10 protein-coding genes are annotated in these 15,328 nt (G+C 40.0%); 8 read left to right on the forward strand and 2 right to left on the reverse strand.

The window, feature by feature from the left end:
• The first annotated feature begins 53 nt into the window (after positions 1-53).
• The 6 genes from ACL8WY_RS02410 to ACL8WY_RS02435 all read left to right on the forward strand — a co-directional run bounded on the left by ACL8WY_RS02410 (position 54) and on the right by ACL8WY_RS02435 (position 9,062).
• Complete coding sequence (locus ACL8WY_RS02410) at positions 54-2,072, forward strand: thioredoxin domain-containing protein (RefSeq protein WP_436516725.1); 2,019 nt, start codon at positions 54-56, stop codon at positions 2,070-2,072.
• Between the two features lie 115 nt (positions 2,073-2,187).
• Positions 2,188-2,577, forward strand: coding sequence for a response regulator (locus tag ACL8WY_RS02415; RefSeq protein WP_436516726.1), 390 nt, complete (start codon positions 2,188-2,190; stop codon positions 2,575-2,577).
• A 58-nt stretch (positions 2,578-2,635) separates the two neighbouring features.
• Entirely contained in the window at positions 2,636-5,194 is a 2,559-nt protein-coding gene (locus ACL8WY_RS02420) for a ligand-binding sensor domain-containing protein (protein WP_436516727.1), read from the forward strand.
• A 64-nt stretch (positions 5,195-5,258) separates the two neighbouring features.
• Positions 5,259-7,733 carry a replication restart helicase PriA gene (gene priA / locus ACL8WY_RS02425; protein ID WP_436516729.1) on the forward strand — a complete coding sequence of 825 codons (2,475 nt, stop codon included), beginning with the start codon at positions 5,259-5,261 and terminating at the stop codon, positions 7,731-7,733.
• An 11-nt stretch (positions 7,734-7,744) separates the two neighbouring features.
• Positions 7,745-8,440: a hypothetical protein gene (locus ACL8WY_RS02430; RefSeq protein ID WP_436516731.1), complete on the forward strand. Its 696-nt coding sequence runs from the start codon at positions 7,745-7,747 to the stop codon at positions 8,438-8,440.
• The gene (locus tag ACL8WY_RS02435; protein WP_436516732.1) at positions 8,409-9,062 is read left to right on the forward strand and encodes a DUF6048 family protein; all 654 of its coding nucleotides are present in this window, start codon (positions 8,409-8,411) and stop codon (positions 9,060-9,062) included. The genes ACL8WY_RS02430 and ACL8WY_RS02435 overlap by 32 nt, the downstream gene beginning before the upstream one ends.
• A gap of 7 nt (positions 9,063-9,069) precedes the next feature.
• On the opposite strand, the gene ACL8WY_RS02440 is transcribed toward ACL8WY_RS02435, so the two are convergent.
• Entirely contained in the window at positions 9,070-11,247 is a 2,178-nt protein-coding gene (locus ACL8WY_RS02440; protein WP_436516733.1) for a methyl-accepting chemotaxis protein, read from the reverse strand.
• Between the two features lie 229 nt (positions 11,248-11,476).
• On the opposite strand from ACL8WY_RS02440, the gene ACL8WY_RS02445 reads away from it, so the two are divergent.
• Together ACL8WY_RS02445 and ACL8WY_RS02450 are read left to right on the forward strand one after the other, a co-directional pair.
• A complete protein-coding gene (locus ACL8WY_RS02445; RefSeq protein WP_436516735.1) occupies positions 11,477-12,748 on the forward strand; it encodes an alginate export family protein in 1,272 nt (423 codons plus the stop codon).
• 11 nt (positions 12,749-12,759) lie between these two features.
• A complete protein-coding gene (locus ACL8WY_RS02450; RefSeq protein ID WP_436516736.1) occupies positions 12,760-13,179 on the forward strand; it encodes a DUF1330 domain-containing protein in 420 nt (139 codons plus the stop codon).
• A gap of 8 nt (positions 13,180-13,187) precedes the next feature.
• Here the strand turns inward: ACL8WY_RS02450 and metG are convergent, their stop codons facing one another.
• Positions 13,188-15,242, reverse strand: coding sequence for a methionine--tRNA ligase (metG, locus tag ACL8WY_RS02455; protein WP_436516738.1), 2,055 nt, complete (start codon positions 15,240-15,242; stop codon positions 13,188-13,190).
• Positions 15,243-15,328: the final 86 nt, after the last annotated feature.

Here is a 15,328-nt window from a genome sequence, read left to right on the forward strand (position 1 = left end):
TTTCCCTTGTGCTAATCCTTCTGACCTGTTGTCAACCTAAAAGTCAAAACGATATGTTTGAACACACCAATGAACTTGTCAACTCAACCAGTCCGTACCTTCAGCAACATGCGCACAACCCAGTCAACTGGCAGGAATGGGGATCGAAAGCACTAGAACAAGCTAAGAAAGAAGATAAGCCGATCCTTGTGAGTATTGGTTATTCAAGTTGTCACTGGTGTCATGTGATGGAAAAAGAATCCTTTGAAGACACCGCGGTGGCCAGGATTATGAATGAATACTTCATTAACATCAAAGTAGACCGAGAAGAGCGTCCAGATGTAGATCAGGTGTATATGGATGCTGTGCAAGCCATGGGTTTGCAAGGTGGCTGGCCGCTCAATGTATTTCTCACCCCTGATCAAAAACCTTTTTATGGTGGCACATATTTTCCAAAGGAAGGATGGGTCAATCTTTTAACAAGCGTAGCTGATGCATTTGAGAAGAATCGAACTAAAATTGATGAATCAGCGGAAGAGTTTACAAAGAGCTTGCAAGCTAAAGAATCGGAAAAGTATAAGCTGGAAGGAACAGCCTATAAACTAACAGAACAAGAGATAGATACAACTTTTCAAAACCTATCCAGAAAGTTTGATGCTGTAGATGGCGGCATCAGGAAATCCCCAAAATTTCCCATGCCATCTGTATGGCAATACTTAGCTGCTTACGCTAACCAAACAAGCAACGAATCAGCCTTAAATCACTTGGAATTCACATTAGAAAAAATTGCAAATGGTGGGATTTACGATCACATCGGAGGTGGATTTGCAAGATATAGTACCGACGAAGAGTGGCACGTTCCTCACTTTGAAAAGATGCTCTACGATAATGGACAGCTACTGAGCTTATATGCAAACGGATACAAGCTTACTAAAAACCCAAAGTTCAAAACGACTATCAACGAAACCATTGAATGGATGAAAAGAGAGATGTTGGATGAATCGGGTGGCTTTTATTCTGCTTTGGACGCCGATAGTGAAGGTGAAGAAGGTAAGTTTTATGTGTGGTCATATGACGAGCTGGCGAACATTGCAGGTAACAACATGGAAATGCTTTCTGAATATTATGACATCCAAAAAGGAGGTAATTGGGAAGGTGAAAATGCATTGAGAGTTGTTGCATTAGAGAATGAACTCCAGCAGAAGCATGGCTTATCAAAAGATGAATTCAATGAAATCATTAGCCAATTCAAACAGGATGCATTGGCAGTAAGAGATACACGAATACGTCCAGGTCTCGACAATAAGCTGATAGCAGGTTGGAACGGCCTGGCTCTTTCTGGACTTACTGAAGCATATCAGGCATTGCAAGATTCTTCACTATTGGAACTTGCCAATGCAAATGCGGCATTCATTAAATCTCTGGTGAAAGGTGGTAAACTTCATCGATTTCCCGAAAAAGACCTGGAAGGTTTCATGGAAGATTACGCCGCTGTTATTCAAGCATTTATCAAGCATTACGAGACCACATTCGATCGATCTTTTCTTGAATTAGCAAAATCATTAACTGAACGAGTTGAGGAAGCTTTCTACGATGAAACTGAAAACTTATACTACTTCAGCAGCGAGACAAGCGATAACCTGATTGCGAGAAAGAAAGAGCTTTTCGACAATGTAATTCCTTCCTCCAACTCCATCATGGCCTGGAATCTCATACACCTCGGCACACATTTATATGATGATACGTTAGTTCAAAAAGGTCAATCCATACTAGCTCAGGTGCGAGAGTTAATTATTCAGGAGCCAGAATACATGAGTAATTGGGGAATGCTTGCGATGGAGTTGTCAGACACCTTTGCTGAGGTAATCATTGTGGGGCCACAAGCCAAGGAATTTGCAAATCAAATAAACGAGGAATACATTCCGAATAAGATCATTTCTGCAACCCTGGAGGAAGCAGAACTCCCTCCTTTTGAAATGAAGACAGCTATGAATGGCCAGACGACCGTTTATATCTGCTATAATAAATCTTGCAAGAGACCCGTGACAACTGTAGAAGAAGCGCTAGACCAAATCATGAAAACTAAGCAATAATCCAGTTTAGCGGACTTTTAATAAGTCTTGTCGATTTAATTTTCATGCAAATTTCTGGAAGGTATCTTTAAACAAAGAATGGATTTTCTGTGTTTAATTATTCTAATTGAAGACTGTGAGCAGTGACCTACATATTTTATTGATTGATGATGATCCTACAGTTAATTATCTAAATAAAATCATCATTGAAAAATCCAACATTACAGCCACGATATCTGAGTCTACACATGCTGAAGATGCCATCGAACAATTGGCCAATGGAAATTTAAATCCATCACTTATTCTTTTGGATTTAAACATGCCCATCATGGATGGATGGCAGTTTGTTGAGCAATTTCAGAAACTCCCCAACCTTGCCTCCAACACAAAGATCATTATACTTTCATCTTCAATTAATCCGTTGGATATTGAAAAAGCTTCCAACGTATCAGTGGTCTCAGATTATTTTTGTAAGCCACTTTCAATGGACAATCTTAAAGAAATAGAAAAAATACTCTCTAATTAAGTCTCTACTCATTGACTAGATTAAATCATGTGTTTAATGATATTATCTTACTAGCAGAGTGAAGATACTTAGTCACCTTTTAATTTCAATTCTCCTATCAGGAATAACAGTTTGTGTTTCTGCACAACATTTTCCATCTCGGCAATACATGACCGCCGATGGGATGCCTACAAATAGTATTTTTGATATCGCACAACATCCCTCCGGAATGATGTGGTTTATAACCAAATCAGGACCGGCATATTATGATACAAAGACCTGGCATACTTTTCCAGATTCACTTGGACTTCCCTCTTTATCTAATTCTAAAATAATCATATTAGATAGCACAGTTTGGGTTACCGGCCTAAACAAAATGGCTTTTACCCTTCAATACTATGATGGTAAATGGAACAGCATAAAAATTCCGTTTAAGTCTGATCTTGTCAATTATCATATTGGCTTTGATATCATCAAGTCAGAAGGTAAGTATTATGTAGCTATTGGATCACGTAACCTATTATTCATTTATGATCTCACAAATGATCACTGGGAAATGAAGGATATTGGTTCGATGAATATTAATAGCATTCACTCAATAGATGGAAGTTGGATTATCACTTCTACAAACGGTGTTTGGGAATATCAATCAGGTGAAATGTCGAAGCTACCATTGCCATACGAGAAATTCCCAACACAAAACATATTAACACTAGCACGTAATGAAGATCGACTTCATCTTCTTGGTTATGACTGGTATGCTGAATTGATAGATTATGAGCTAGACATCCTTATTGAAGACATGGGCCTCAATAGCTCGTCTACTTCAACCCAAAGTAGTCTGGTGATTACCCAAAATGGAATGACCTTATTTGGGTCTAATACTCCAGCAAGACTCGTTGACCAGAAGAATGGAACTTGGCAAAATCTTCTTATAAACGGAGAAAATGTCAATATCGGTAGTAGTCGTATTTTTTGCGATATTGAAAATAACATCTGGGTAAGTGATTCAAGAGGACTATTCAAGTTCAACGTTGACCAATTCATGAACTATAATAGATCCTCTGGTTTGACAAGTGATGAAGTGACAGTTGTCTACGAATTACAAAACGGCACCATGATTCTCGCGAATCCCTACAGCCTCAATACAATTAATGAAAGTGGTATCGTTAACTATGGTTTAGAAATAGATCCTGATCTCACCTATCGAATTCTTGATATTGAAGAATATCCAGAAAAGAGACAAATTCTGGTAGCTACCAATGATGGAGGACTATTAATTTATGATGCAAACAATTTTAGTCAACCAGTAAAGACTATTAATAGCGACCGATTCAAAATTACTTCTATCGAACGGTACAAAAATCAACTATATGTAGCAGGCAACGAAGGCTTTTATCGTTATGAGAAAAACAAGCTAAACCTATTGGTTCCTCTTGGAGGTGTCCGAAACATGAGTAATCTAGGCGACAAGCTCGCATTACTTACAAACTCAAAAGGGTTATTTCTCTATGATGAAGATACGATATCGCACCACACCTCTCCTAATTTTGATTTAAACAGTGTTTACAAGGCAGTCGTATTTAATAATGAGTTGGTTTTAGCAACTAAAAATGGTTTGGGTACCCTTTCAGCTGAAGGTAAAATCATTGAATGGGATGAAATTGATATAAAATCTCCTGTTTATGGATTAATTATCGACAGCAAGGATAGGTTATGGATAGGAAGTGATCATGGTGTATACATGTACAATGGATCCACTGTGGAGCTTTTTGATTTAGACGAGGGCCTGATTGGAAGCGAAATCAACAGAAATGCCTTGTTTGAAGATTCAGATGGAAAGATTTGGATAGGTACCGAAAAGGGAGCGTCCATTTATAGGGACAATTCGGATTTAAATAGATACCTGAACTTAAACGTAGATATTACAAAGGTTACTGCGAAACAAAACAAGTCGCTTGAAACATTCAAGAATAACACAATTCCCTATGATGCCAACGGTCTGGAAATCAGATTCCAATGTCTTTCGTACATAGATGAAGAGAAAATAAGTTTCAGGTACCGAGTTGATCAAGCATCAAATAATAGCAAGTGGATTGTAACTGACAACTCGAACAATAATATCATTTTTAGCAATATCCAAAGTGGTAACTACCAATTTGAAATACAAGCCCGTTTTGGCACTGGTGAGTGGGGGCCCATATCCTCATTTAAGTTTACCATAGAAAAGCCATTTTACATGCAATGGTGGTTCATTGCTATAGGCATCATTCTATTGATAATAGTCGCTAGAACGATATTTTATTTCAGGTACATTCTGCTTATCAGAAAGCAGAAAAAACTGAAGGAAATAGTAGCAGCACGAACAAAAGAAATCAGGCTCCTCAATGAAAAATTGGAAGAAAAAGTAATGTTGCGGACTCAGGAACTTCACGATAAAAATTTGCGCCTGGAAGATTACGCATACGTGAATGCACACCACTTAAGAGCGCCACTTACAAAAATCATGAGCGTTTTACATGTAGTCGATGCCCAAGAAGACAAAACTGTAGATCAAAAACTCATAAATATCCTCAAAGAGTCTGTTGCAGAAATAGACGAAGTGATCCACTCTATCAATGAGATTTTAAAAAAATAGTTTAGCGATTTAAATAATTGAGATTTCGTCAGTTTTTAAATGAAAATCGTAGCTTCGAATCACGTTGAGTGTTCAAAATCAATATTGCGAAATCATCCTTCCTCTCCCTCTGCATGGGACATTTACCTATGCGATTCCGTTAGAGTTCAAAGCAAGCGTATCTCCCGGTTCTCGGGTAGTAGTTTCCTTTGGAAAAAAGAAAATCTATACAGGCATTGTTCTCAAGACGCATGATACTGAATCGACAGGATATCAACCAAAGCAACTCCTCGATGTACTGGATAACAAGCCCATTATAAATGAAAAGCAACTTCTGTTTTTCAAATGGATGTCGCGCTATTATATGTGCTCACTTGGTGAAGTGATAAATGCAGCATTGCCCGCTGCACTCAAACTCTCCAGCGAATCATTCGTCAGTTTAAATCCTGAGATCGACCCTGATGATGCCGAGGTGGATGACCGTGAATGGCAACTACTTCGTGCGCTAAAAGGCAATGATTTGACCATGCAAGATGTCGGTGAAGTGTTGGGATTGAAACAGCCGCAACGTATTTTAAAAAAACTCTCGGAGATTGGATTGATCGACCTTTTTGAAAAAGTAAAAGACAAATACCAACCCAAAAAAGTTAAACGCATTCGCATCGCAGAGCACTATATGGAAGAAGGCATGCTCGAAGGACTTATGAACGAACTTGAGACAAAGGCTAAGCAGCAAAATGTCCTACTCGCTTATCTAAGAGATGTCCCTGTGCTTGATAATTCTGAGGCAAACAAAAGTGGCATTTTAAAATCTCAACTACTTGCTGAAGATATCAGTGCTTCTTCAATTAAGACCTTGATCAAAAACGAGATACTAATTGAATGGGAAGAAGTAGTTTCTCGTCTTCCGTCTGAAACATCCGGTAAATTTGGTTCCATCCAACTAAGCCAGCAACAAGAGCATTGTCGGCGACTGATTACTACTTCTTTTGAAGAGCATACCACTGTATTACTTCATGGAATAACAGGCAGTGGAAAAACTGAAATTTTCGTTGAGTTGATAAAAGAACAGGTAGAACAAGGAAAGCAAGTCCTTTACCTGCTACCCGAGATCGCATTGACAACCCAAATCATTGCCCGGTTACATCATATTTTTGGCGATTCATTTGGTGTGTACCATTCCCGATATTCTGATAATGAACGAGTAGAAGTATGGAAAAAAGTACTCAACAAAGAGTACCAATTTGTGGTAGGTGTTAGAAGTGCAGTTTTTCTTCCTTTCGCAGATTTGGGATTGATCATAGTCGATGAAGAGCACGAACCCTCTTACAAGCAATTTGAACCTGCACCTCGGTATCATGCAAGGGATTCAGCTATTTACTTAGCAACTAAACACAACGCCAAAGTGCTACTTGGAACCGCCACGCCCGCTTTAGAAAGCTATCAGAATGCACTTGACAATAAATATGGTCTGGTAGAATTAACCACCAGATATGGTGAGGCCTATCACCCGACTATGGAATTTGCTAATGTAAGTCGTGAACGCAAGCAACGAAAGCTTAAAGGTAATTTTACATCGGTTTTGGTGGAAGCCATCCAGATCTCATTGGATAAAAAAGAACAAGTCATTCTTTTCCAAAATCGGAGAGGCTATGCATCGTACATCACATGCGACAACTGTAGTACCATCCCAAAATGCCCAAATTGTGCGGTGAGTCTAACTTATCATCAGTATAATCATAAACTTGTGTGTCACTACTGCGGATATAATCAGAGCATGTATAGTGATTGTCTTCACTGTGGAAGTACAGAGCTACGTAATGTTGGTTTCGGCACGGAAGAACTTGAAGAGGAACTTAAATTGCTATTTCCTCAAGCTATTATTCAGCGGATGGATCTCGATACTACCAGAAGTAAATACGGATATCAGCGAATCATTGAAGCCTTTGAAGATGGAGAAGTTGATATTTTGGTTGGCACCCAAATGGTGAGCAAAGGATTAGATTTTGATCGGGTGAACCTTGTGGGGATTTTCGATACAGATCGCATGATTCACTTTCCTGACTTTAGATCTCATGAGCGTGCATATCACCTTATCACGCAAGTAAGCGGACGCGCGGGACGAAAATCAAAAGAAGGTAAGGTAATCGTTCAAACTAATGATCCCGATCAAGAGCTGCTGCAGCGTGTTAGAAATGACAATTACCAAGCATTTTTCCAATGGGAAATAATGGAAAGAGAGCGATTTCACTACCCTCCGTTCACACGCTTAATAAAAATCACCTTTAAGCATCGAGAGAAAATGGTTTCTTTTCAAGCCGCCAACTTCTTTGCTGCAGATATTCGAAAAAACCTGGGCAATCAACGCATGATTGGACCTGTGGAGCCCTTGATTGGTAAGATCAGAAATATGTTCCTTCATGAAATCACGTTGAAAATTGAAAAACAAGGCGTTAACTTGCCGGCTGTTAAAGAATACTTAAGATCTGTGGAACAGATGATGAAACAGATGCCGGCATTTAAGAGCGTTGGCGTGGTATTTGACGTAGATCCGATATAGAAGCGAAACGAGTGAAAAATTGTCTTAGCATTTTTAGTCTTTTTCTAATCATTGTAGCATGCGATCCATGCGATGATTGTGATTCAATCTCTTTTGAACCAACTGTTTCTTTCACTTTCATCAATCAGGATAGCATCAGTTCAATCGATGACAGTTTAGCGATATTTGCCTTTAATGATTCAGCATTATCTGTCAATGAAGATTCACTCCTTGTGCTCAGGGATAGCCTTAATACTGTGAACGAATCCATTTCAAATGGTGGAGATTTTACAACCGAGAAAATGAATTTGGAGCAATGGATTGCAGAGCGTCAAGTTGATTCAACCTTCTTTGCGACTAAGAATAAAGATGCTGACTCATTAAGCACAGTTTTCAATGCAGCCAAAACCACGATTAACTCCGGACTCCTCCTGGTAGATCAGATAGAAATACTCGGCGCAAATAACCTAATCACCTATACAGATAGTGCAACTACATGGAATGTCCCCTTATCCTTTGATGGAAGTTTTACTGAATACGAGGTGACCATTGCTGGTATAACCGAAACAATAGAATTGGCATACGAAAACATTCAGGAAGTAGACGAGCAAAGAAATGTACTGATACGAGCTGAAAATATTAGAGTAGTAAATACTCCCTACGATTCATTAATTAACTGTGAAGAAAACTGCATAGATGGTGAAGCATCTTTTACTTTTTATTTTTAGCCTGATTGTATCACTAGGCTGCTTCGCCCAAACAGAGGAAGCGGATTCGGTAGTTGTAAAACGTACGGTATCGCCATCACTATATCTGGACTATGGCAAGCTATTTACGATACCGACCAACTTTGAAACAAAATATGAAGGTGGTGTAGAACTGTTATTCCTGCAGAAATTCCCTGTCATTATAGAAGTAGGTCAAGCCAAATTATCACCCGAAGGCGCCTATTCAAATGGAATCTACGAAAGTGAAGGTTTTTACTATCGCATTGGAACTGGATATTATAGTCAGTTTCTTGCTAAAAATAAGATTGGTATTTCCTTAAGGTATGCATCTTCATCATTTTCGGAAAATGGTCGGATTTTCATAGAAAGCCCAAGTGGAACTCAAAATGACTTTATCCAAAATATCGTACGAGAAGATCTCAAAGCTACCTGGTATGAAGTAGTTGTTTATTCCGATCAGAAGCTAACCGATTTATTCACTATCGGTGTGAACTTAAGACTCAGAATTTTGGCTGAATATGATGAGCAATCACCTGTTGATGTTTACTCCATCCCAGGGTATGGCCGTTCATTTGACAAAACCATACCGGCAGCCAACTTCTTTTTGAAAGTCACATTTTAGATTTCGATTATGAGCGAAGCTTAAACTTGGAGAGCTCTTCTTTCAGGCCTGAGGCGATTTCAGACAAATTCGTGGATTTCGTTTTGTAGTTCTCCATTCCAGAAGCTAACTCTACAGCTGAGCTAGCTACTTCCTCTGTCCCTGCCGCAGTTTGCTCAGCAATAACAACTACACCCTCAATAATTACGACTACATCCTGAATCTTATTCAATTGATTTTCACTTGCTGAGACAATTTCCTCCGATAGAACTAAGGTATTATTTGAGGATTCTGTGATTTCTTTAAATATTTCAAGCGCCGCACTTGAGACCGCTGTTCCGGATTGCACCCGTTGACTCATTTCATTCATTGTCTTGGATGTTTCAAGTGTGTCTTTTTGAACATCAGAGATTAATTGTTCAATTCTGGTAGCTGATTTACGAGAGTCTTCCGCTAGCTTCCTGATTTCCTCAGCAACTACAGCAAATCCTCGGCCAGCATCGCCAGCTTGCGCCGCTTCTATTGCCGCATTTAATGCAAGTAAATTGGTCTGAGAAGCAATTTCTGTAATTACGCCAAGCACTTGATTGATTTCATTGGACCTTCCCTTGAGTACTTCTATTGATTCGCTACTCTTTGTGGTGTATTTAATGATATCGGAAATACTCATCTTAAGTTCATTAAGCATTCCTCCACCCTTCTGACTTTTTTCTGATCCCAATTTTGCAGCGTCATTGATGGCTCGCGCCTTTTTCTTCATATCATTGGAAGTGCCTAAAACACCCTCGATCAGTTGGGAAGATTCATCGACTTTTTGCACTTGCGATTGAGCACCACTGCTCATCTGGCTGGTAGCTGAAGCTATTTCTCCGGTGCTTCTGGACATTTCCTCACCTGTCACCAGCATCTCGGTGGCTGATTCTTCAACATTCCGTGTGATTGAAACACTATCAGAAAGTAATGCATTCAATTTACCCAGTGCAAGATTTAGATTGTCCGTTAACAGCCGGATATCACCTTTGCTGCTGGTTTCCATCATTTGAGAAAGATCCCCTTCAGCCATTGCATTTGCTACTCGGTTCACTTCAAAAATGGGCTCTGAAACTGAACTTAAAAGCTTGTTTATGGACTCAGTCATTTCGAGCCAAACGCCACTTTTTTCATCGGTTGAAATGCGAGCTTTTAGATTTCCTTGATCGCCAGCTTCATGTAATGCTTCATTGGTTTCTGAGACAACTTGTTTAAGATTTCTCCGCATTCTCTCAAGCTGACTACCTAGCACATTCTCATCGTCAAAATCACCAAAATCACCTGCTAAATTTCCTCTACTTATTTCAATTGCAAATTTTGTATAACTAACGGAACTGTCTACCAGCTGATTTAGGGAGGCAGTCATATCACCTATTTCATCTTTCCTTTCTCTTTCGATCTTAGCTACTTTTCTTCCTTTGGAAAGCAATATCAACCGGTCCCTAACACCTACTATGGCGTCTACAATTTGATTGCTGAAATAGAAACCAATCCATAATCCCAGTATCAGGAGAATTAGTGATATGCCAATCACCTTGTATACAATGCCTGCAAGCTGCTCTGAAAGTTCATCTTCTTTCATTTGAACAGCTACGTCGATTGAGTCCGTATAAATTCCAGAGGAAATGACCCAATTCAGTGGTTTAAATAACCTGGAATAAGAAAGCTTAGAGTAGATTTTATCCTCTTCGGGCTTTACCATATAGTAATCCACAAAGGCCGTATCGTTCGCCAATGACTGCTCCACTCTTTCTTGGTAGAGATTTTTTCCTTTCTTCCCTTGTACAACGTTGTATTTTTCGTCCCTCATCACCTTCCCACTATTCTGAGGCTTTGCTGCATGCATGATCATGGTCGGGTATGGCAGCTGAGTGTCTGTTATCCAGAAATAACCTTCTTTTCCATCAAAGCGAATTTGGGAAAGCACTCTCAGTGCCTCTTGCAAGGATTCTTCTTGTTTCTCCTCGCTTACATATGCATCTCGCACGATCCCGTAGGCCAAATCAACTACGTTTTCTAACCTGAGTCTGGCTTTTTTGAACTCATCATTTTTAAAAGCAGCAATATCTTCCTGACTTTTAGCCTGAATACTAAGGATGGTGACCGTACTTATAATCGTTACCGTCACAAGTAGTAATCCACCAACAAATAGGGCGATCTTGAGCCTGAGATTCATTTGGAGATTAGGTTTTAGATGTGGTAGTTAGTTAAGAATCTTAAATATAAACCAACATATGAAGACCACACATAAAAGTCGCTAAACCTACAAAATCCTTAGACGCTTTGGGTTTTTAGGGGGATTGGTACTTAAAAAAAATGAACTACTTATTTTTGCGCCTTTGGTGCTCGTTAAAATCGCTGCCTCGCATTTTCTGAATAGCATTCAGAAATTGAAAATATCATTTATGATTAAAAAGACATTACTAACAATTTCAGCCTGTGCGCTTATTCAATTTTTTGCCTTTCCTCAATTTAAACTAAGTGCAGACTTCCGACCAAGAGCTGAATTCCGGGACGGATATCAAACCTTGAGTGAGCCCGGCGAAAAAGGAGTTTTTTTGATCACACAACGCACCCGACTCAATGCTTCATTCAAAGACAAAAATAAGATTGAGTCCTTTCTCTCTTTTCAGGATATTCGAACCTGGGGTCAATTCAACCTAAACACCACTGCCTCCACGGTGAATCTCTATCAAGCCTGGGTCAAATTCAATGTGGTCGATCGTCTTAGGCTTAAACTGGGTCGGCAGGAATTTGAATATGACGACCTTAAAATCCTTAGTAACAGTACTTGGCGACTTCAGGCGCGAACACATGATGCAGCGTTATTGGAGTGGCAAAGTGCCGATTCCAGTTTTCAAGTGCACCTGGCCGGTGGAGTGAATAATGCAAGGGAAGTGCAGTTTCAGACGGCATTTAATGATGCAGGCTACTACAAAAATATGGGTATGGTTTGGCTCAATAAGAAGTTTGAGTCAACCGAACTGTCCTTCTTGTTTCTGGATTTAGGCCGACAATTAGCTGATACAACTATTAATCACTTCAAAACTATTGGCATATATGGTGTTCAGAGGTTTGGTGATATGAAGCTTACAGGTAGCTTCTACCTGCAGCGAGGTGAAAATCAGGCTGACCAAAACGTAGCAGCAAGCATGGCTGCTTTGCAGCTTCAAGTGCCATTGTCTCAAAGGTTCAGCCTTACAGGTGGTTTCGATGTTTTGTCTGGAACAAGTGCTGAAAACCTACAAGACCCTACTTTCAACGAAACCAATTCTTTCATCCCTCTGTATGCTCGGAGGCATAGATATTTTGGTATTCAGGACATGTTCTATGCCGGTGGATTCAATGTCCCTGGCGGACTTGCAGACTACTTCCTTAAGTTTAGATATAAGGTATCTGATAAGTGGAGCACAGCTATTCATGCCCATTCTTTCTCTACCCGAGAAAGCATTTTTGACACAGAAAACAGCACCATCACAGATGACAAACATTTAGGCTATGAGCTAGATACATTTGTGACCTATAAGCCATATAGCAACATGACTGTGAGTTTCGCTTACACGCACTTTTTCGCAACTGAGAGCATGAGAATCCTCAAGCAACGAGGCGATGAAGATGAGCTGGCCCACTTTGCTTATTTGCAACTTTCGTATACGCCAACATTGTTTAGCAAGTAGATGAACTATTGATGAAAAAATACATTCTATCCACCGATGAAATTATAAAAGAATTTTACGAAAAGTTCAAAGACAAAAAGGAGATCACCATGTTAAACCTGCTTCGCTACAATGAAGTGGCAGACTATTCTCCATTCCCTGACCTGGCTCCGCATAAACCAATTTCAGGTGAAAATGCTTATGCAGTATATACCAAGCTCGTTCTCCCAATCATGCAGAGGTTTTCTGGAAAAGTCAGGTTCATCGGAAAAAGTGAACGTTTTCTGATTGGTCCTCAGGAAGAAACATGGCATGCCGTTTTGCTAGTCGAGTATACCTCAGTTCACAAGTTCTTATCTTTCATTCAAAGTGAAGATTATCAGAAAATTTCACACCACAGAACAGCCGCTCTGGAAAATTCGAGGCTATTGCCAATAGAAGAATTGAAATGACTGTTTAATTAAGCAACACTAGCACCATTTTGTGCATCTTCTCCGGGACTAACAGCGATTAATTTGCCATCGGCATTTTCAGCAAAAAGTAACATTCCTTGAGACTCCACACCCATGATCTTGCGAGGCGCCAGATTAGCCATCACCGTTACTTTCTTTCCAATCATCTCTTCTGGAGTAAAGTGTTTGGCCACACCACTTAGGATTGTGCGCGTTTCTAAACCCATGTCCACAGTAAACATCAATAGCTTGTTCGACTTCTCCACCTTCTCTGCGGTCTTAATCTCTCCCACTCTCAAATCCATTTTCATGAAATCATCAAATACGATCTCATCTTTTAGCGCAGGTAAATCAGGTGTATTCGTTTCTTGTTCGTTCATTTTCTTCGTTTCCAAAAGTTTGTTCACTTGTTTTTCTACGTCCTTATCTTCTATTTTCTCAAAAAGTAGCGACGCCTTGTTGAGTTGGTGATCATCGGCTAAATAATCAACACCTCCGGCTTCTGACCATGACTTTTTCTCGGTATTGAAGATATCTATCAATTTTTGTGCTGTGTGAGGTAGGAATGGCTCACAGACAATCGACAAATTGGCGCTTATTTGTAATGCAATATTCAGAATGGTCTCTACTCTGCTTTGATCTTCCTTGATCAATTTCCATGGTTCTGTATCCGCCAGGTATTTGTTGCCAATACGAGCAAGTTCCATCATCTGTGTAAGTGCTTCACGAAACTTAAACTGATCCAGTGCGGCTTCAATTTTTGCGGGTGCCTCGCTCACTGCCTTTATTACCTCATCATCAATCGGCTGTAATTCATTTCTTGCCGGTACTTTGCCTTCAAAATACTTATGTGTTAACACGACGGCTCGATTTACGAAGTTGCCAAAGATGGCTACCAGCTCACTATTATTCCGGGTCTGGAAATCCTTCCAGGTAAAATCATTGTCTTTGGTTTCCGGTGCATTGGCTGTCAAGGTATACCTCAGTACATCCTGCTTATCAGGAAACTCTTCCAAATACTCGTGAAGCCAAACCGCCCAATTTCTGGAAGTGGAAATCTTGTTACTTTCCAAATTCAAAAACTCGTTGGCAGGTACATTATCCGGAAGTACATAAGATCCTTCAGCCTTTAACAAGGTCGGAAAAATGATGCAATGGAAAACAATATTATCCTTTCCAATAAAGTGAAGTAATCGGGTGTCTTCCGACTTCCAATAGTCTTCCCAATTCTTGCCCTGATCTTTTGCCCATTGCTTTGTGGCAGAAATGTAGCCGATAGGTGCATCAAACCACACATACAATACCTTTCCTTCTCCGCCTTCAACAGGAACGGGAATGCCCCATTTCAAATCTCGAGTCATTGGTCGCGGACGCAAGCCATTGTCGATCCAACTTTTGCATTGGCCATAGACATTGGACTTCCATTCCTTGTGACCTTCCAGCAACCATTCTTTCAACCAAGGCTCGTATTGATCCAGTGGCAAATACCAGTGCTTGGTTTCCTTCATAATAGGAGCCTCACCACTCAGCATCGACTTAGGATTCTTTAGCTCAGATGGACTCAGTGTAGTTCCACAATTTTCACATTGATCTCCATAAGCTTCAGGGAAGCTGCAGTTTGGGCATGTTCCTTTGATGTATCTGTCAGCTAAGAACTGCTGTTCTTTTTCATCAAAGAACTGTTCGGATGTTTCGACCGTGAACTTTCCGTCAGCCTCCATCTTCTCGAAGAATTCAGAAGCAGTTTCATGATGGAGTTCAGATGAGGTGCGATGATAGATATTGAAACTAATCCCAAACTTCTCAAAAGAGTTTTTGATCTGGTTGTGGTAAAAATCCACTACTTCCTGTGGTGATTTTCCTTCTTTTCGTGCTCGCAGTTCAATTGCCACCCCATGTTCATCGGATCCGCAGACAAACGCTACATCTTCACCTTTGCTTCTCAGATATCTCACATAAATGTCAGCTGGCACATATACACCAGCTAAATGCCCAATATGAACAGGTCCATTAGCATAGGGCAAAGCTGCTGTGATTGTATGTCTTTTGTAGTTCTTGCTCATAATTTCGATAAGAGAGCGCAAATATACCTTTTGTGTTCAGCTGAAATAGTGCATTCCACAATCATTCTGTCTAATTTTGCGCCCGA

The sequence above is a fragment of the Ekhidna algicida genome (assembly GCF_051379705.1).
Taxonomy (GTDB): domain Bacteria; phylum Bacteroidota; class Bacteroidia; order Cytophagales; family Cyclobacteriaceae; genus Ekhidna.